Raw genomic sequence first — 17598 nt, forward strand, 5'->3', positions numbered from 1 at the left:
ATGGAGGAATGTCCACGCCCGGCCCCGCGCCCCTCCAGATCGGTCCGCACACCGTCCAGCCGCCCGTCGTCCTCGCCCCGATGGCCGGGATCACCAACGCCCCCTTCCGCACCCTGTGCAGGGAGTTCAGCGGGGGCAAGGGCCTGTTCGTCAGCGAGATGATCACGACCCGGGCGCTGGTCGAGCGCAACGAGAAGACCATGCAGCTGATCCACTTCGACGCGACCGAGAAGCCGCGCTCGATCCAGCTGTACGGCGTCGACCCGGCCACCGTCGGCAAGGCCGTCCGCATGATCGTGGACGAGGACCTCGCCGACCACATCGACCTCAACTTCGGCTGCCCGGTCCCCAAGGTGACCCGCAAGGGCGGCGGCTCCGCCCTCCCCTTCAAGCGGCCCCTCCTCCGCGCCATCCTGCGCGAGGCCGTCACCGCCGCCGGTGACCTGCCCGTCACCATCAAGATGCGCAAGGGCATCGACGACGACCACCTCACCTACCTCGACGCCGGCCGGATCGCCGTCGAGGAGGGCGTCACCTCCGTCGCCCTGCACGGCCGTACCACCGCCCAGCACTACGGCGGCACCGCCGACTGGGAGGCCATCGCCCGCCTCAAGGAGCACGTCCCGGAGATCCCGGTGCTCGGCAACGGCGACATCTGGTGCGCCGAGGACGCGCTGCGGATGGTCCGCGAGACCGGCTGCGACGGCGTGGTCGTCGGCCGCGGCTGCCTGGGCCGGCCGTGGCTCTTCGCGGACCTGGTGGCCGCGTTCGAGGGCCGGGAGGACCGCGCGCGCCCCACCCTCGGCCTGGTCGCCGACGCGATGGTCCGGCACGCCACCCTGCTCGGGGAGTGGATCGGCGACGAGGCGCGCGGCGTGATCGACTTCCGCAAGCACGTCGCCTGGTACCTCAAGGGCTTCGCGGTCGGCTCCGAGATGCGCAAGCGGCTCGCGATCACCTCCACCCTGGCCGACCTGCGGGCCGGGCTCGACGAACTGGACCTCACCCAGCCCTGGCCGGCCGGCGCCGACGGCCCCCGCGGCCGCACCTCCGGCAACAACCGCGTCGCCCTCCCGGACGGCTGGCTGAAGGACCCGTACGACTGCGCGGGCATCGGCGAGGACGCGGAACTGGACACCTCCGGCGGCTGATCAACTCCCGGAGGGCGTGGTGCCGTAGGCCGTCAGGAAGCGGTCGCGGAAGGCGCTCATCTTCCAGACCGGGGCGTCGTGGGCGGGCTTGAGGCCCTCTGTCCAGTTCCAGCCGTCGATCGCGTCCAGCACTTCCGGGTCCTTGGCGACGATCGAGACGGGCACGTCCCGGCCGGCGTGGTCGCCGCTGACGCGGGCGATGGGCTGGTGGTCGCCGAGGAAGACCAGGACGGTGTCGTCGGTGCCGTAGCGCTCCAGCCACTGGGTGAGACTGGTGACCGAGTACTGGATGGAACGGCCGTACGCCCGCTTGGACCGGTCGCCGTCGGCGACGACGTCGGCCGCCTTCTCGCCCGCCTCCGCGATCGGGCCGAAGACCCGCCCGTCGCCCAGTTCGTCCCAGCCGACCAGCTCGGGCACCGGCGCCCACGGCTGGTGACTGGAGGTCAGGACGATCTCCGCCATCAGCGGCCGGTCGCGCTCGCGGCCGTGCTCCAGGCGCTGGAACGCCTCCAGGGCGTACTGGTCCGGCATGGTCGACCAGCTGAACTTCGGTCCCCGGTAGCCCAGCCGGGACGCGTCGTAGACCGTGTCCAGGCCGAAGAACTCCGCCTCCGGCCAGCTCTTCCGCACGCCCGGCATGATCCCGACCGTGTCCCACGCCCCCGTCCGCCGGAACGCCTCGGTCAGGGTGAGCCGCCCGCTCGACGCCACCGTCCGGTAGCGCTGCTGGTTGTCGACCCACAGGCCGGACAGGAACGTGGAGTGACCGAGCCAGCTGTTGCCGCCGTACGTCGCCGACGTCAGCCAGCCGCTCTCGGCCCGGAACCCCGCCTTCGCCAGCTCCTCCGTACTCGCCTCCAGCGTCCGGCCCACGCCGGGCGCGATCAGGGGGTCCTCGACGGCGGAGCGGCCGTAGCTCTCGACGAAGGCGAACAGGACATCCTTGCCGCGCAGGTCCGGGACCAGCTCGGCGGCGGGAGTGGTGCCGAAGGCGTCGTTCCCCGCCTCCTTCTCGAAAGCCGCCTCGTCGCGGACGGTGTCCACCACCCGCCGGGCCTGCACTTCCAGCGCCCCGGTGGCCCGGTCCGAGGCGAGGGGCGTCCCGAGCGGCTGGAGCCCCAGCGCCGAGCAGCTGATCCACACCGTGGCGGCGACCAGCGCACCCCGCCCCGCCCGCTCCCGGTACGCGGCCAGCACCTCGCCGAGCCGGACCGCCGCCAGCGCCATGACCACCGGCACCAGCACCGCGAGGACGACGGCGCCGACCGTCGCCCAGACGGCGGTGGCCCCGCCCAGCGAGTCCGCCAGGTACGCCCGCGCGTCGTCCAGCAACTCCCAGTCGAGGACCGGGTTGAAACCCCGGCCGAGGTACTCCCGGAACCCCATGTCGAGCAGGTTCAGCAAGGTCAGCGCCCCGAGCAGGGCCCCGGCCGGCGCGGCCACCGCACGGCGGGCCCGGCGCGGCAGGGCGAGCAGCACCACGGCGCCGACGATCGCCTCCGCCGGGATGCGGGCGAAGCGGTCCGGCCGCAGCGCGCCGAGGGTGTTCGGCAGCAGCAGCGCCCCGAGGACGAGCAGGGCGGCCAGCACGGTCACCGTCCGACGCGTGACGAGGGCCGCCGCCGGGTGCCGGGTGCGCCAGGCACGCCAGTGGGCGAGGCGGGAGCGCGCGGCATCGAGCGGCGCGGTCTGCGCGCATCGCGTGAAGCGCGTGGACCGCATGGACCGCGTGGACCGCGTGGACCGCGTGAGCACAGACACCCGGGGATTCCCTCCGTACGACACCGGTCCGGTGGCGGACCCGGCGTGGGGGCCCGGGTCCGCCGTACCTCAGTACGGGTGTCGGGGGGTGGGTGTTCACGTGGGTGGCGTTGGCCTTGACCTCGGTCCCCTGGCCGCGTCCGACGGCGACGTGTGACCGGGGCCGGCCCCGCCGCACGACCGCCGGAGGCTCACGCCCCGCCGACCGCCGTCAGCAGGGCCAGCGGGGCCGCCGCCGCCCGGGACTCCCGTACGCACGCGTGCGGGTAGGGCACCGGCTCCGGATGGCTCTCCCGCCCGTACCCGGCCAGCACCTCCGGGAGCCGGTGCCCGACCGCCGTCGCCGCGTCGACCATGCCGTGCGCCACCGTCCGCGCCTCGTCGTGCAGCCCGTAGCGGGCCAGCCCCAGCGCGATCAGCGCGTTGTCGTGCGGCCACACCGACCCCCGGTGGTACGACAGCGGGTGGTACGCCGCCTGCCCGGCCGCCAGCGTCCGCACCCCCCACCCGGAGAAGAAGTCGGGCTCGAGGAGGCGCCGTCCGACCAGTTCCCCGTACTCCTTGTCCAGCAGCCCCGACCAGAGCAGATGCCCCGCGTCGGAGGCCAGCGCGTCCACCTGGCGGCCCTCACCGTCCAGGGCCAGGGCGGGGAAGGAGTGCTCCGGCATCCAGAAGTCCCGCTGGAAGCGGTCGCGCAGATCACCGGCCGCCTGCTCCAGCAGCCCCGCGTACTTCTCGTCCTCCCACACCGTGCGGGCCAGCCACGCCGTGCGGCGCAGGGCGTCGTACGCGTACCCCTGGGCGCCCGCCGCCGCGACCGCGCCCGTGGGCCGGGTGCCGTCGGCGTGGCAGACGGCGCCGGGGGAGTCCTTCCAGTTCTGGTTGGCGAGGCCGCCCCGGTCGGCGCGGTAGACCAGGTAGCCGCGCGAGGTCAGCCCGCCGTGGTCCAGCATCCAGCCGACCGCGGCCCGGGCGTGCGGCTGGAAGCGGCGGGCCGTCGCCGTGTCCCCGGTCTGCTCCACGTACGCGCCGAGCAGCACCAGGAACAGCGGTGTGGCGTCGACCGACCCGTAGTACCGCCCGTACGGCACCTGCCCGAAGTGCGCCAGCTCCCCGTACCGCACCTCGTGCACGATCTTGCCGGGCCGGGCCACGCCCGGGTCGGTGCCGGACGCCGTCCGCGCCGTCGCCTGCGTCGCCGCGAGCGCGGCCAGCGTGGCGGCGGCCGGCCCGGTCCGGTAGGGGAGCGTGAACAGGGAGGTCAGCAGGGCGTCGCGGCCCAGCAGGGTGAGGAACCAGGGGGCGCCGCCCGCCGGGACGCGCAGTTCCTCGCCGTCCGGGCCCCGCGCCGGGACCTGGAGGGAGGCCAGGTCCGCGAGGCCCCGCGCGCAGGCCGCCGCCAGCTCCGGCCAGCCGGTCGGGAAGGCCACGCCCCGGGCGAACGCGTCCTCCTCGGCGAGCAGTCGCCGCACGGCGGCGTCGGGGGAGCGCGGCACCCGCACCGCCCGCCGGTGCCCGTGCGGCCGGGCCACCACCCGCAGGACCAGCTCCGCCGTGCCGTGCGGGTCGAGGTCGAGGGTCCACACCAGGCGCCGGGCCCCGGTGCCGGTCTCCTCGACCGCGTCCGGCGCGGGCTCGGAGGTCACCGTGGTGACCGAGCGCCACTCGCCGCGCCGGTAGGCGAACTCCACGCCGTGCGGCAGCACCTCTCGGGAGCGGACGGCGCCGGGCTTGGCGTAGGTGCGGTGGTCGGCGCGCAGCTCGAACTGGTCGGCGAAGTCGGCGTCGGCGGTGACCGCGAGGTGGATCGTGGTCGGCACCGGGCGGTTGCTGGTCACCCGCAGCGCCTCGACGAACGAGCCGTCCCCGACGGCCTGTTCCCGGAAGACGGTGTACGCGGGCGGCTCGTCGCGTCCGCCGCGCGGCACCAGCACACAGCGGGCGGTGTCCCCGCCCGCGACGGGCGTGAGGGCCTCCGGCACGGCGCCGTCGACGGTGAGCTGCCACCGGCTGAGGTGGCGCGCGTCCCGGACGAACAGGCCGTCCGGTCCACCGCCGCCCCGCACCCCGCTGATGTCCCCGTGGTCACCGACGGCCGCGAACGTGCCGCCGTGCACGAGCAGTTGATGACGTTCCGTCATGCCGGGCCCCCTCCCTGGCCGCCGCCATACTGGTGTCCGGGGTGCGCGGAGGAGTCCGTGGGTGGGGGAGGTGGGACAGGGCCCAGGTGCGCGGTGGGTCGTGTGGTGGTGCGCGTGATGGGCCGTGTGGTGGTGCGGGTGGTGGTGCTTGTGGTGGTGCGGGTGGTGGTGGGACGGGTGGTGGTGGGTCGGGTCATGCGATCCACTCGGGACTCCCCGAAGACGTCCGGCCTGCCGATTCGGCGGTGGCTACCATAGAGTTACGTCTATTTAACACGCATAACTCACTATGTAATGCAGAGTTGGGAAACACAAGGGGGTGCGCATGACCGAAGAGCCCGGCAGGACCGGGGCGACCACGACCGGGGCACCAGGCAGAGGCATCACCAGAACGAGTGGTCAGGCGAGCGCCGGTGACCTGCTCGCGCTCGTGCGCAGCGGCCGTGCCACCACCCGCGGGGCGCTCCAGCAGGCCACCGGCCTGTCCCGGGCCACCGTCGGTCAGCGACTCGACCGGCTGTTCCGCGCGGGCTGGCTGCGCGAGGGCGCCGGCGGCCCCGTCGAATCCCCGCTGGGCGGACGCCCCTCCATCACGCTGGAGTTCGACGACGAACACGCCGTCGTCCTCGCCGCCGACCTGGACACCCGGCACGCCCGCGCCGCCCTCCTCACCCTGACCGGCGAGATCGTCATCGAGCACAGCGGGTCCCTGGTCGTCGAGGACGGCCCCGAGGCGGTCCTCGGCGAACTGGGCCGCTGGTTCGCCGGACTGCTGGAGAAGGCCGGGCGCGGCATCGACGAGGTGTGCGGCATCGGCCTCGCCGTCCCCGGTCCGGTCGACCGCGACGCCGGCCGGGTGGTGCAGCCGCCGATCATGCCGGGCTGGGACGGCTACGACATCCGGGGCCGGCTGGCCCGCGCCGTCACCGAACGCGCCGGGGCCGCCGCCGCCCCCGTACCGGTCCTGGTGGACAACGACGCCAACCTCATGGCCTACGCCGAGCAGCGCGCCGCGTACCCGGACGCCTCGGCGTTCGTGCTGGTCAAGGTGTCGACCGGCATCGGCGCCGGGGTCGTGGTGGACGGCCACATCTTCCGCGGGACGGACGGCGGGGCCGGGGACATCGGCCACATCCGCGTCCCCGAGGGCGCTCAGGCGCTGTGCCGGTGCGGTTCGTACGGCTGTCTGGCCGCCGTCGCCAGCGGGGGCGCCGTGGCGCGGCGGCTGACGGTGGCCGGGGTGCCGGCGGAGTCCGGCTCGGACGTGCGCAAACTGCTGGCGGGCGGGCATCCGGAGGCGGTCGCGCTGGCCCGGGAGGCGGGGCGGCTGGTCGGGGACGTCCTCGCGACCGTGGTGACCCTGCTCAACCCCGGCGTGCTGATGATCGCCGGGGACTTGGCCGGAACCCCCTTCCTCACCGGCGTGCGTGAACTCCTCTACCAGCGGGCGCTGCCGCGTTCCACCGCCCGTCTGGAGGTCGTCACCTCGCGGCTCGGCGAGCGGGCCGGGTTGATCGGGGCGGGGGCGTTGGTGGTGGAGCACCTGTACGCGCCGCGGCGGGTGGAGGAGCGGTTGTCGGCGCTCGGGGTGTGACGGGGGTGGACGGTATGTGCCGCCTTCGGTCCTGTCCGTGACTCGGTTCGCAGTGGCCGTCGGGCCACTCGCTTCCTTGGCAGTGTCGTGCTTCCACGGCCCGCGTCAAAGGTGGGTGCCCAGGCCCGACGGGCCCTCAGGTCTCTTCGTGTCCCGCCCGGCGTGACGGGTGCGCGTTCGCGCCTCGCATGCACGCCGGGCCGTCTCGGCGGCCAACGGCGGGGGGAGGGGGAGCGGGGTACCCCTCACGAAAATGGATGACACTTCGGCCCGAAGTGTCATCCATTTCCAGCACCCCACCCCGTGGGGTGGTTGGCCGCCGGTGTGACGGGGGCGTTTCCGTCCCGTTGATGGCGTCCGCATCGTGAAATCCGGGGTGGCGGGGAAGCGTGATTCTCGCCACCCTTGATAAGAGGTGTGCTCAGATGAGCGGATCATGGGCGGGTGCACTTCTCCAAAGGGTGGCACTCGGTGCCATGCCTTGATCGTTCATCGATCGAACTCAATCGAAGGGAAACCCGCTCATGTGAGCGTTGAGGGCTAGGCGTGTCGGTTCCTGTGTTCAAGAAGTGAAAACAAGAAGGGGTGGCTGCTTGCCAAGCCTTGACTTTCGATCCGCTGGCGGACGGGTGGTTACAGGCGTATGACGCGCAAGTAGACGTACCCAGGCGCCTTTGATCTGGGTACATTCCTCGCCGTCAGGGCAGCCACCGCGTCCTCGAGGAGTCGAGACCCGTGTCGGAAAACAAAGATCCCCAGGTAGCGAAGTTCGTTTACGACTTCACCGAGGGCAACAAGGACCTCAAGGACCTGCTCGGCGGCAAGGGTGCCAACCTCGCCGAGATGACCAACCTGGGCCTTCCGGTCCCGCCCGGCTTCACCATCACCACCGAAGCCTGCAAGACCTACCTCGACAGCGGCGAGGAACCGGCGGCACTGCGTGACGAGGTGAGTGCGCACCTCGACGCCCTCGAAGCGCGGATGGGCAAGAAGCTCGGCCAGCCCGACGACCCTCTGCTCGTCTCCGTCCGCTCCGGTGCCAAGTTCTCCATGCCCGGCATGATGGACACGGTCCTCAACATCGGACTCTCCGACAAGTCCGTGCAGGGCCTGGCCGCCCAGGCCGGCGACGAGCGCTTCGCGTGGGACTCCTACCGCCGCCTCATCCAGATGTTCGGCAAGACCGTCCTCGGCGTCGACGGCGACCTCTTCGAGGAGGCGCTGGAGAAGGCGAAGACGGCCAAGAAGGTCGCGGTCGACACGGAACTGGAGGCCGCCGACCTCAAGAAGCTGGTCACCACCTTCAAGAAGATCGTCAAGAAGGAGGCCGGCCGGGACTTCCCGCAGGACCCGCGCGAGCAGATGGACCTCGCCATCAAGGCGGTCTTCGACTCCTGGAACGGCGACCGCGCCAAGCTCTACCGCCGCCAGGAGCGCATCCCGCACGACCTCGGCACGGCGGTCAACGTCTGCTCGATGGTCTTCGGCAACCTCGGCCCGGACTCCGGCACCGGCGTCGCCTTCACCCGCGACCCCGCCTCCGGCCACCAGGGCGTCTACGGCGACTACCTCCAGAACGCCCAGGGCGAGGACGTGGTGGCGGGCATCCGCAACACCGTCCCCCTGGCCGAACTGGAGCGGATCGACAAGAAGTCGTACGACCAGCTGATGCAGATCATGGAGACCTTGGAGAACCACTACAAGGATCTCTGCGACATCGAGTTCACCATCGAGCGCGGGCAGCTGTGGATGCTCCAGACCCGCGTCGGCAAGCGCACCGCCGGCGCCGCCTTCCGGATCGCCACCCAGCTCGTGGACCAGGGCCTGATCGACGAGGCCGAGGCACTCACCCGGGTCAACGGCGCCCAGCTCGCGCAGCTCATGTTCCCCCGCTTCGACGAGGACGCCAAGGTCGAGCAGGTCGGCCGGGGCATCGCGGCCTCGCCGGGCGCGGCGGTCGGCAAGGCGGTCTTCGACTCGTACACGGCCGTGAAGTGGTCCCGTTCCGGTGAGAAGGTCATCCTGATCCGCCGCGAGACCAACCCGGACGACCTGGACGGCATGATCGCGGCGGAGGGCATCCTGACGAGTCGCGGTGGCAAGACGTCCCACGCGGCCGTGGTGGCGCGGGGCATGGGCAAGACCTGTGTCTGCGGCGCGGAGGAGCTGGAGGTCGACACCAAGCGCCGCCGGATGACCGTGCCCGGCGGGCACGTGGTGGAGGAGGGCGACGTCGTGTCGATCGACGGCTCCTCCGGCAAGGTCTACCTGGGCGAGGTCCCGGTGGTTCCGTCCCCGGTCGTCGAGTACTTCGAGGGCCGGATGCACGCGGGCGCCGAGGACGCCGACGAACTGGTCGAGGCGGTCCACCGCATCATGGCCTTCGCCGACCGCAAGCGCCGGCTGCGGGTGCGCGCCAACGCCGACAACGCGGAGGACGCGCTGCGCGCCCGGCGTTTCGGCGCCCAGGGCATCGGCCTGTGCCGCACGGAGCACATGTTCCTCGGCGACCGCCGCGAGTTGGTGGAACGCCTGATCCTGGCCGACACGGAGGCCGAGCGGGAGGAGTCCCTGAAGGGACTGCTGCCGTTGCAGAAGCAGGACTTCGTGGAGCTGTTCGAGGCGATGGACGGCCTGCCGGTCACCATTCGCCTCCTGGATCCCCCGCTGCACGAGTTCCTCCCCGACATCACGGAGCTGTCGGTCCGGGTGGCCCTCGCCGAGTCCCGCCAGGAGCCGCACGAGAACGAACTGCGCCTGCTCCAGGCGGTCCACCGGCTGCACGAGCAGAACCCGATGCTGGGCCTGCGCGGCGTACGCCTCGGTCTGGTCATCCCCGGCCTCTTCACGATGCAGGTCCGCGCCATCGCCGAAGCCGCCGCCGAGCGCAAGGCGGCCAAGGGCGACCCGCGCGCCGAGATCATGATTCCGCTGGTGGGCACGGTCCAGGAGCTGGAGATCGTCCGCGAGGAGGCCGACAAGGTCATCGCCGAGGTCGAGGCGGCCTCCGGGGCCCACCTCAAGCTCGCCATCGGCACGATGATCGAACTGCCGCGCGCCGCGCTGACCGCCGGGCAGATCGCGGAGTGCGCGGAGTTCTTCTCGTTCGGCACCAACGACCTCACCCAGACGGTGTGGGGCTTCAGCCGCGACGACGTGGAGGCGTCCTTCTTCACCGCCTACCTGGAGAAGGGCATCTTCGGGGTGTCGCCGTTCGAGACGATCGACAGGGACGGCGTCGGCTCCCTGGTCGCCGCCGCCGCGAAGGCCGGCCGCGCCACCCGTCCCGACCTCAAGCTCGGCGTCTGCGGCGAGCACGGCGGCGACCCGGAGTCAGTCCACTTCTTCCACCAGGTAGGCCTGGACTACGTCTCCTGCTCCCCGTTCCGCATCCCGGTCGCCCGCCTGGAAGCCGGCCGCGCCGCGGTCCAGTCCACGGGCAGCGACCACCGCTGACCCCACCGGAACGCCGGTCCGCCGCCTGTCACCCGACCACCCTCACCGATCGGCGACGGCACCGGTCCGCGAGAAGGGGGCGGCACCCTTGTGCGGGGGTGCCGCCCCCTTCGGCTACGGCGCCGCGTCACCCAGGGGAGACACCGCCCGCCCGGACCGGCAGCGGGGGCACCGGCAGGGTGGATAGCCGTCTCCCACCGGCACCGGGCCCTTCACGTCGAGGACAGTGATCGTGCCCCGATCGGCGGTGACGGTGCCGTCCCGGGCGACTCGGTAGACATGCAGAGTCATTTTGACCTCGGGCTCAGGAGGGGTTGTAGCGTTCACGATGTTGACGCTCCTCTACAGCGTTGACCGCGCCCCGGGACCGTCGCGAGCGGTCGCCGGGGTCTGTGCTGTGACAGCACTGCCGAGGAGACTGGACCGGTGGACCGGTCCAGTCAAGAAGAACTCGGAAGAGCTCACCCCATCGGGTACTGCTCGACCTGCTCGAAGACATGCGACGCCGTCACGCCCTCCTCGCACACGAGCGGACGGTGCTCCTGGTCGAGCGCCACATGCAGGACGACCGCCACGGCCGTGGGTTGCTCCACCTCCAGGAGCCGGGCCTCCTCGGCGTCGGCCAGCCGTACCGTGGTGTGATCCACACCCTCCACCGGGAAACGCCCCGTCGCACGGCGCACATAGTGGGTGGTGCCTTCCGCGATGGGCCCCTGCCCGGCCAGGCGGGGAGCGGCCTCAGCGATCGCCGGCGGGAACCATGCCGTCACCAGACTGTGCGGAGAGCCGTCGTCGAGCAGTACCAGCCGGACCCTGCGCAGCGCCTGCTCTTCCTCCGCGAGGCGCAGAACCTCGGCGACACGAGGGGGCGGCACCGTATGGTCCGGGACCCCGAGACGTCGGTACGCCGCTCCGCCGCTGATCCGGGCGGAGCCCGCCCGGCGACCTCCCGCGGGCCGGGCGACCGGAGTCTCCACGACCGTGAACCCGGCCCCCTGACGGGCCACGACCAGACCGTCACGGACCAACGTGTCGTACGCCTTGACCACGGTCGCCCGCGACACGCCCCACCGCTCGGCCAGATCGCGGCCGGAGGGCAGGAGGTCGCCGGGTCCGAACTCGTCGTTCGCGATCCGCGTGCGCAGGTCCTCGGCGATGCGCTCGTACTTCAACAGGGGCATGGGGGCTGCTTCCGCTCACTGGACTGGTCCACCTGGCAACCACCAGAATGCCCGCATGACGAGCCCAGAGGTAGCGCCGGAGATCGTGAGGTTCTACGCAGAGACCGTCGACGAGGCGAGCCGTCTGACGGTGTCGGCCGACGGGCGCCTTGAGATGGTCCGGACGCAGGAACTGCTGCGCCGCTTCCTCCCCGCGCCGCCGGCCCGGCTCCTGGACGTCGGCGGCGGCCCCGGCGCTCACGCGCGATGGCTGGTCGAGGACGGTTACGCCGTGCACCTCGTCGACCCGATCCCCCGACACCTCGAACAGGCGGCGCGGACCGGCGCCACGGTCGAGCGGGGAGACGCCCGTCTGCTCACGGCCGAGGACGCGTCCTACGACGCCGTACTCCTCCTGGGTCCCCTCTATCACCTGCTCGAACGCGCCGACCGCGACCAGGCCCTCGCCGAGGCGCACCGCGTCCTCAAGCCGGGCGGACTCCTGGCGGCGGCGGGCATCAACCGGTACGCGTCGCTGTTCGAGCACGCGGCCTTCGCGCACCTGCACGGCGAGGCGATGCGGGAAAGCATCAGTGCCGTCCTCGACCGCCAAGTACATGACGGGAAGCGGGCGTTCACCAGCGCGTACTTCCACAGCGGCGAAGAGCTGCGCGACGAGGTCGCCGCCGCCGGATTCGCCGACGCGCGGGTCTACGGCGTCGAGGGCCCGGCCTGGTCCATGCTCGCGGCGGCGGAACGCAACACCGGCACGTCGTTCCGCGACAGCGACCTGTTCGAGTCGGCACTGGCGGCGGCGCGGATGGCCGAGGCATACCCGGAACTCCTGGCGGCCGGCTCCCATCTGCTGGCGTTCGGGCGCCGGGCGGCGTGACTGCCGCGCGAAGGCGCCACGGTGGCCGGTGGTGAAGCCGCCTTGCGGGCGCTGCGGTGCGCGGCGGTGAGCCGTCCCCCACACGGATGACTCGGCGCCGGTGTCCGGCTGACGGCATCGGGTGCGGGCAGCTTCCACGGGACCGTTCAGGCACGTCTGGAGGAGACCGTCTTGAGCACTCCCGCACCGTCCTCGTTCCGGATCACCACCGCTCCCGACCTCGTGTACGGCGTGTGGGACGCCGAGAGGTTCGAGACCAGGTCGGCCGACTGGGTCCAGGTACCCGGCGCCGAGGTCCACCTGATGCTCGGTCAGGGATGGCCGTCGTACGGGGCGCAGTTCGTGGCGACGTTCAGTGCCGAGGCCCTGTGTTCCGACAACGACAAGGACGGACAGGGTGTGCTCCAGGCCACCGTGTTCTTCGGGGACACGCAGGCCGAGCCGGTCAGCGGCAACCACCGTTTCGTGACCGCCCGCGGCAACCCGGAATGGTCGAGCCACACCTTCATCCGGACGGTGCGGTTCGAACCGGACTCCGCCGTGCGGGACGTCTCGGCCCGGGTCAAGCTCAAGGCGAGCGGGGCCGAGGGCGGCGTGCAGAACTGGTTCCTGAAGATCGAGCGGTTCAGCCTCTGAGGAGGGGCCCGCATGCTCTATCACGCGGCCTCCCTGGAGGCCTGGCTCACCGACCCGCACCTGCCCTACTCCTCCGCCACCCTGCGCGTCGACGGGTCCGTGCACTGTTCCGTCAGCGAGGACGCCCTGCTGGCGGCCGTGGCCCACATCCCGAGGAAAGGCCCGCTGCTGGCGCTCGTCATCGACGAGGCGAGACTCGACCCGCCGGTGACCTGGGCGACCGGGGCCGGCGGGGCGCCGGTGGCGCGCGTCCGCGGTCCCGTGAACCGGGACGCGGTCGTCGCGCTGATGGAGATCGCCATGGACGGCGACGGCCGGGCCACCGGGCTGGGCCCGCCGAAACGGGCCTCGCCAGGGCGCGAAGACCACCCTTAAGGGCGGTTTATCGCTTAATGCGGTGTTCGCGGCTGGTGGCGGGTATCGGCCCGGCAGGCCCGTGAATCGGCGGGCCTCGCGCTGAAGGGGGGAATCACCGCGATGACTGCCGCGGAGATCGAAACGGAAAGGGCGTGCCCGTTCCGGCACGACGACGCTCTGGAGCCCGACCCGTTCATGACCCGGATGCGGACCGAGGCCCCCGTGGCCCGGGTCCGTATGCCGTACGGGGAAGGCGACTGCTGGCTGGTGACCCGCTACGAGGACGTGCGGACGGTCACCTCGGACCGGCGGTTCAGCCGGGCCGCGCTGATCGGCCGGGACTTCCCGCGGATCACCCCGGAGCCCATCGCCCAGTCCGAGGCGATCAACCTGATGGACCCGCCCGCGCTCAACCGCGTGCGCCGGCTCGTCGTCAAGGCCTTCACCACACGCCAGGTCGAGGCGTTGCGGCCCTGGACCCAGCTGACCACGGACGCGCTGCTGGACGCGATGGAGGAGCACGGCCCGCCGGCCGACATCGTCGCCCACCTCGCCGACCAGCTGCCGCTGATGACGATCAGCCAGCTCATGGACATCCCCGACGCGGACCGCCCGCGGCTGCGCCGATGGGCCATGGCGATGATGTCGATGAGCGCCGCCGACCGGACCTCGGCGGTCGAGGCGAAGGCCGCACTGCGTGCCTACTTCGCCGAGCTGACCGCCGCGCGGCGCCGCGACCCGGGCGACGACCTGATCAGCTCGATGGCCACCGCCCGCATCGGCGAGGAAACCCTCGACGAGGACGAACTGGCCGTCCTGGCCATGCTCTTGCTGGTCACCGGCCACGACACCACCACCTACGACATCTGCAACAGCGTCTACACCCTGCTGACCCACCCCGACCACCTGGCCCAGCTGCGGGCCCGCCCCGAGCTGCTGCACCAGGCCCTGGAGGAACTGCTGCGCTTCATCCCGTTCCGCCAGGGCGTCGGCATCCCCAGGGTGGCCCTGGAGGACGTGGAACTCGGCGGGCAGCTCATCCGCGCGGGCGACACGGTGCACGTGTCGTACCTGACCGCCAACCGCGACGAGGCGGTGTACGAGCGGCCCGACGAACTGGACTTCGAGCGACGGGAACCCGCCGGGCACATGGCCTTCGGCTACGGCAGCCACCACTGCCTCGGCTCCCACCTGGCCCGCATGGTCCTCCAGGTGGCCATCGGCACGCTCCTCACCAGGTTCCCCGGGCTGCGGCTGGCCGTCCCCGCGGACGAGGTGCGGTGGAACACCGTGTCGATCTGGCGCTATCCGCTCGCCCTCCCGGTGACCTGGTAGCGGCGGCCATGGCCACGTTGTGCAGGCCGGCCATCGCCGTGCCCGAGTACGTCATCACCCGCGAGCAGACCCTCGACCTGGCCAGGGAACTGCACGCCGACCACCCGCAACTGAAACTGGCGCTGCGCCTGATCGGGAACACCGGCGTGCAGACCCGCCACCTGGTGCAGCCCATCGAGGACACCCTGCGCCACCCGGGCTTCACCGCGCGCAACGCCCGGTACGAGGCGGAGGCCAAGAACGGGGTGCCCGAGGCCGCCCTCCGCGCCCTCGCCCACGCCGAACTCACGCCCCGCGACATCGACATGATCATCTACGTGTCGTGCACCGGGTTCATGATGCCGTCGATGACCGCCTGGCTCATCAACACGATGGGCTTCCGGTCGGAGACCCGGCAACTGCCGATCGCCCAGCTCGGCTGCGCCGCGGGCGGCGCCGCCATCAACCGCGCCCACGACTTCTGCACCGCCTATCCGCGGGCCAACGTCCTGATCCTGTGCTGCGAGTTCTGCTCGCTGCTCTACCAGCCGACGGACCTGGCCGTGGGCAACCTGCTCTCCAACGGGTTGTTCGGTGACGCCATCGCCGCCGCGGTCGTCCGCGGCCGGGGCGGCAAGGGCGTACGGCTGGACCACAACGGCTCCCACCTGGTGCCCGACACCGAGGAGTGGATCTCCTACGCGGTCCGTGACACCGGCTTCCACTTCCAGCTCGACAAACGGGTGCCGGGCACCATGGCCGACCTCGCCCCCGCGCTGCGCGCCCTGGCCGAGCTGCGCGACTGGAACGTCTCCGACCTCGCCTTCTACATCGTCCACGCCGGAGGCCCCAGAATCCTGGACGACCTGTGCACGCACCTGAACGTGCCGCCGGAGATGTTCCGTTACAGCCGGGCCACCCTCACCGAACGCGGCAACATCGCCAGCGCGGTCGTCTTCGACGCCCTGGGCCGCTTCTTCGACGACGGCGGCGCCGACCACGCGGCTCCGGGCCTCATCGCGGGCTTCGGCCCCGGCATCACCGCCGAGATCACCCTCGGCACCTGGAGCAGGACGGAGGAACCGGACCGGCCGCCGGTCCCCGTGGGCTGACGCTACTCGCAGCCGACCCCGTCCCCGTCCCGGTCCAGGTGTCCGCCGTAGCCGGGGTCGCCCACGCGGACGGGGGCGGCGCCGGCGGCCCGGGCGGCGTCGCAGTTCCGGTAGTGGACGGAGCCGCCGGCGTCGCTGTCGTCTTCGGAGGAAGCGCCGGTGTCCGTGTCCGCGACCGCCTCCTCCGTCACCGTCCTGGTGACGGTCACCTCGACCGTCTCCCTGGCGGTCACCGTCTCGGCCGGCTCGGGCTCCGGGGTCTCGGTCGCCGTCTCCGTCACGGTGACCGTCGGCCGGGCGGCGGCGGCCACGGCCTTCCCGTCGGCCTTCGGGCCGTCCTCGCCCTCTCCGTCCCCGCCGCCGATACCGATGCCGACGAACAGGGCCAGTGCCAGGGCGGGCAGGACGTACCGCTTCCGGGCCCACTTGGGGGCGGGCCCGGAAGGGGGTACGGGCGGAGCGGGACGCGGCGGGTACGGCGGCTGCGGGTGCTGCGCGTGCTGTGCCTGCTGCGGGTTGTGCGGGCTGTGCGGGCTGTGCGGGTTGTGCGGGTTGTGCGGGTTGTGCGGGTTGTGCGGGTCGTACGGGCCGGTCATGAGGTCCCCCCTGCGGTGGTGCGTGAGGGGACGACCGTATGGCGGGTACATCAGTCTGTGGAGGGGGTGTGATGAAGCCGTGATGCGACTGTGTCGTCAGGTGCGGAAGGGGCCCCGCACCTCGTAGGTGATCCCACCCGACGAACTCCCGCTCGTCCCCCGCTGGCTGGAGAAGTACAGCCGCGTGCCGTCCGGGGAGAACGCCGGGCCCGTGATCTCCGAGCCCGACTGGCCGTCGATGCGCAGGAAGGGGGCTATGACGTCGTCCGGGGTGATGACGCAGATGTCCATGGTGCCGCCGTCCTCCGCGACGAACAGGTCACCGGAGGCGGAGCCCGTGACGTTGTCGACGCCGGTGAGGGGGGCCGTGGAGCCGGTCACCAGGGAGTCGTCGTAGGCGAGTTCGATGGTCTGGGCGGCGGCGTCGTACTGCCAGACGCGGTTGTCGCCCTTGGTGGTGAACCAGCAGGTGCCGTCGGCGTAGTAGCAGCCCTCGCCGCCGTTGAAGCGCTTGGCGCCGGGGACCTGGTCGCGGGTGGCGGTGGCGCCGGTCGGGTCGGGGACGCGGGACCAGGTCACCGGGCCGCTGGTGGCGGTGGAGGCGACCAGGACCTCCAGGGTGCCGGTGGACAGGTCGCCCCAGGTCGTCGGACGGAAGCGGTAGAAGCAGCCGTCGGTGACGTCCTCGGTCATGTAGACGACTTTCCGGACCGGGTCGGCCGCCGCCGCCTCGTGCTTGAAGCGGCCCATCGCGTCCCGGCGGACGGCGGCCTGCACGCCCCACGGGTCGGTCTCGTAGACGTACCCCCGGTCCACCTCCTCGCAGGAGAGCCAGGTGTTCCACGGGGTCTTTCCGCCCGCGCAGTTGGTGCGGGTGCCGGACAGGACCCGGTAGGCGGCGGTGATCGCGCCGGTCGAGGAGAACGCGACGGCGCTCGCCCCGCCGCCCGGGTTGATCTCCGAGTTGGATACGTAGATCCAGCCCGAGCCGTCGGCGTAACAGGCGCCGCCGTCCGGGGCGTTGTGCCAGGTGTACGACGTCCCGGGGACCGTCTGGCCGGACCGCGCGACGACCCGGCTGGTGAAGCCGGACGGGAGTCTGATGCCGTTGGCGTCGGGGGAACCCAGTGCCCCGTACGGGCCGGTGCCGGGCTGGGCGGGGGCGGCGTACGCGGCGCCGCGCCACAGGGTGCCGCCCAGGGCGGCGGAGGTGCCGCCGAGGGCGACCGCACGCAGGAGAGTACGACGTTCCACTGTCACTCCTAAGGTGCCGTGACCGCCCCGCCGCCGGGTGACGGCGGGGTCGTGCGGTCAGGCAACCTAGGAGAGCGCGATGGACGGGTCATGGACATGCCGTGACGCGCCGCCGTACATCCCGGCAGGCCCTAGGGCCTGTCGTTTGGATCAGGACGCAGGACACCGGCG

General features: G+C 72.1%; 13 protein-coding genes. 8 read left to right on the forward strand and 5 right to left on the reverse strand.

Going from position 1 to position 17598, the window contains the following annotated elements:
- The first annotated feature begins 8 nt into the window (after positions 1 to 8).
- Positions 9 to 1151 (forward strand): tRNA dihydrouridine synthase DusB, encoded by a 1143-nt coding sequence (dusB, locus tag J7I94_RS22190; protein ID WP_215169189.1) that lies wholly within the window; start codon positions 9 to 11, stop codon positions 1149 to 1151.
- Here the strand turns inward: dusB and J7I94_RS22195 are convergent, their stop codons facing one another.
- Both J7I94_RS22195 and J7I94_RS22200 read right to left on the reverse strand, forming a co-directional pair.
- Positions 1152 to 2876: a CDP-alcohol phosphatidyltransferase gene (locus J7I94_RS22195; RefSeq protein ID WP_215169191.1), complete on the reverse strand. Its 1725-nt coding sequence runs from the start codon at positions 2874 to 2876 to the stop codon at positions 1152 to 1154.
- Positions 2877 to 3106: 230 nt separating this feature from the next.
- The gene (locus J7I94_RS22200; RefSeq protein WP_215169193.1) at positions 3107 to 5056 is read right to left on the reverse strand and encodes a glycogen debranching N-terminal domain-containing protein; all 1950 of its coding nucleotides are present in this window, start codon (positions 5054 to 5056) and stop codon (positions 3107 to 3109) included.
- Positions 5057 to 5381: 325 nt separating this feature from the next.
- Here J7I94_RS22200 and J7I94_RS22205 point away from each other — a divergent pair, with 325 nt between their 5' ends.
- Both J7I94_RS22205 and ppdK read left to right on the forward strand, forming a co-directional pair.
- Complete coding sequence (locus J7I94_RS22205) at positions 5382 to 6650, forward strand: ROK family protein (protein ID WP_215169195.1); 1269 nt, start codon at positions 5382 to 5384, stop codon at positions 6648 to 6650.
- 735 nt (positions 6651 to 7385) lie between these two features.
- The gene (ppdK, locus tag J7I94_RS22210) at positions 7386 to 10106 is read left to right on the forward strand and encodes a pyruvate, phosphate dikinase (RefSeq protein WP_215169197.1); all 2721 of its coding nucleotides are present in this window, start codon (positions 7386 to 7388) and stop codon (positions 10104 to 10106) included.
- Between the two features lie 461 nt (positions 10107 to 10567).
- On the opposite strand, the gene J7I94_RS22215 is transcribed toward ppdK, so the two are convergent.
- Positions 10568 to 11287, reverse strand: coding sequence for a GntR family transcriptional regulator (locus J7I94_RS22215; RefSeq protein WP_215169199.1), 720 nt, complete (start codon positions 11285 to 11287; stop codon positions 10568 to 10570).
- 55 nt (positions 11288 to 11342) lie between these two features.
- On the opposite strand from J7I94_RS22215, the gene J7I94_RS22220 reads away from it, so the two are divergent.
- From J7I94_RS22220 to J7I94_RS22240, 5 genes are all read left to right on the forward strand, one after another.
- Positions 11343 to 12158, forward strand: a complete 816-nt coding sequence (locus J7I94_RS22220) for a class I SAM-dependent methyltransferase (protein WP_215169201.1) — start codon at positions 11343 to 11345, stop codon at positions 12156 to 12158.
- A gap of 171 nt (positions 12159 to 12329) precedes the next feature.
- The gene (locus tag J7I94_RS22225; protein ID WP_215169203.1) at positions 12330 to 12794 is read left to right on the forward strand and encodes a hypothetical protein; all 465 of its coding nucleotides are present in this window, start codon (positions 12330 to 12332) and stop codon (positions 12792 to 12794) included.
- Positions 12795 to 12806: 12 nt separating this feature from the next.
- Positions 12807 to 13169 (forward strand): DUF952 domain-containing protein, encoded by a 363-nt coding sequence (locus tag J7I94_RS22230; protein WP_215169205.1) that lies wholly within the window; start codon positions 12807 to 12809, stop codon positions 13167 to 13169.
- Positions 13170 to 13271: 102 nt separating this feature from the next.
- The gene (locus J7I94_RS22235; RefSeq protein ID WP_215169207.1) at positions 13272 to 14486 is read left to right on the forward strand and encodes a cytochrome P450; all 1215 of its coding nucleotides are present in this window, start codon (positions 13272 to 13274) and stop codon (positions 14484 to 14486) included.
- Between the two features lie 8 nt (positions 14487 to 14494).
- Positions 14495 to 15577 carry a type III polyketide synthase gene (locus J7I94_RS22240; RefSeq protein ID WP_215169209.1) on the forward strand — a complete coding sequence of 361 codons (1083 nt, stop codon included), beginning with the start codon at positions 14495 to 14497 and terminating at the stop codon, positions 15575 to 15577.
- Between the two features lie 2 nt (positions 15578 to 15579).
- Here the strand turns inward: J7I94_RS22240 and J7I94_RS22245 are convergent, their stop codons facing one another.
- A complete protein-coding gene (locus J7I94_RS22245; protein WP_215169211.1) occupies positions 15580 to 16173 on the reverse strand; it encodes an excalibur calcium-binding domain-containing protein in 594 nt (197 codons plus the stop codon).
- 96 nt (positions 16174 to 16269) lie between these two features.
- Positions 16270 to 17427 (reverse strand): alkaline phosphatase PhoX, encoded by a 1158-nt coding sequence (locus tag J7I94_RS22250; RefSeq protein WP_215169213.1) that lies wholly within the window; start codon positions 17425 to 17427, stop codon positions 16270 to 16272.
- Positions 17428 to 17598: the final 171 nt, after the last annotated feature.

This window comes from Streptomyces sp. ISL-12 (assembly GCF_018614415.1).
Classification (GTDB): Bacteria; Actinomycetota; Actinomycetes; order Streptomycetales; family Streptomycetaceae; genus Streptomyces.

Excerpts from the sequence above, each read along its gene's own strand:
- J7I94_RS22240 (WP_215169209.1), top strand. The coding sequence starts at position 14,495 with ATGGCCACGTTGTGCAGGCCGGCCATCGCCGTGCCCGAGTACGTCATC.
- J7I94_RS22200 (WP_215169193.1), bottom strand. The coding sequence starts at position 5,056 with ATGACGGAACGTCATCAACTGCTCGTGCACGGCGGCACGTTCGCGGCC.
- J7I94_RS22245 (WP_215169211.1), bottom strand. The coding sequence starts at position 16,173 with ATGACCGGCCCGTACGACCCGCACAACCCGCACAACCCGCACAACCCG.
- J7I94_RS22195 (WP_215169191.1), bottom strand. The coding sequence starts at position 2,876 with ATGCGGTCCACGCGCTTCACGCGATGCGCGCAGACCGCGCCGCTCGAT.
- dusB (WP_215169189.1), top strand. The coding sequence starts at position 9 with ATGTCCACGCCCGGCCCCGCGCCCCTCCAGATCGGTCCGCACACCGTC.
- J7I94_RS22205 (WP_215169195.1), top strand. The coding sequence starts at position 5,382 with ATGACCGAAGAGCCCGGCAGGACCGGGGCGACCACGACCGGGGCACCA.
- J7I94_RS22215 (WP_215169199.1), bottom strand. The coding sequence starts at position 11,287 with ATGCCCCTGTTGAAGTACGAGCGCATCGCCGAGGACCTGCGCACGCGG.
- J7I94_RS22220 (WP_215169201.1), top strand. The coding sequence starts at position 11,343 with ATGACGAGCCCAGAGGTAGCGCCGGAGATCGTGAGGTTCTACGCAGAG.
- J7I94_RS22235 (WP_215169207.1), top strand. The coding sequence starts at position 13,272 with ATGACTGCCGCGGAGATCGAAACGGAAAGGGCGTGCCCGTTCCGGCAC.
- J7I94_RS22230 (WP_215169205.1), top strand. The coding sequence starts at position 12,807 with ATGCTCTATCACGCGGCCTCCCTGGAGGCCTGGCTCACCGACCCGCAC.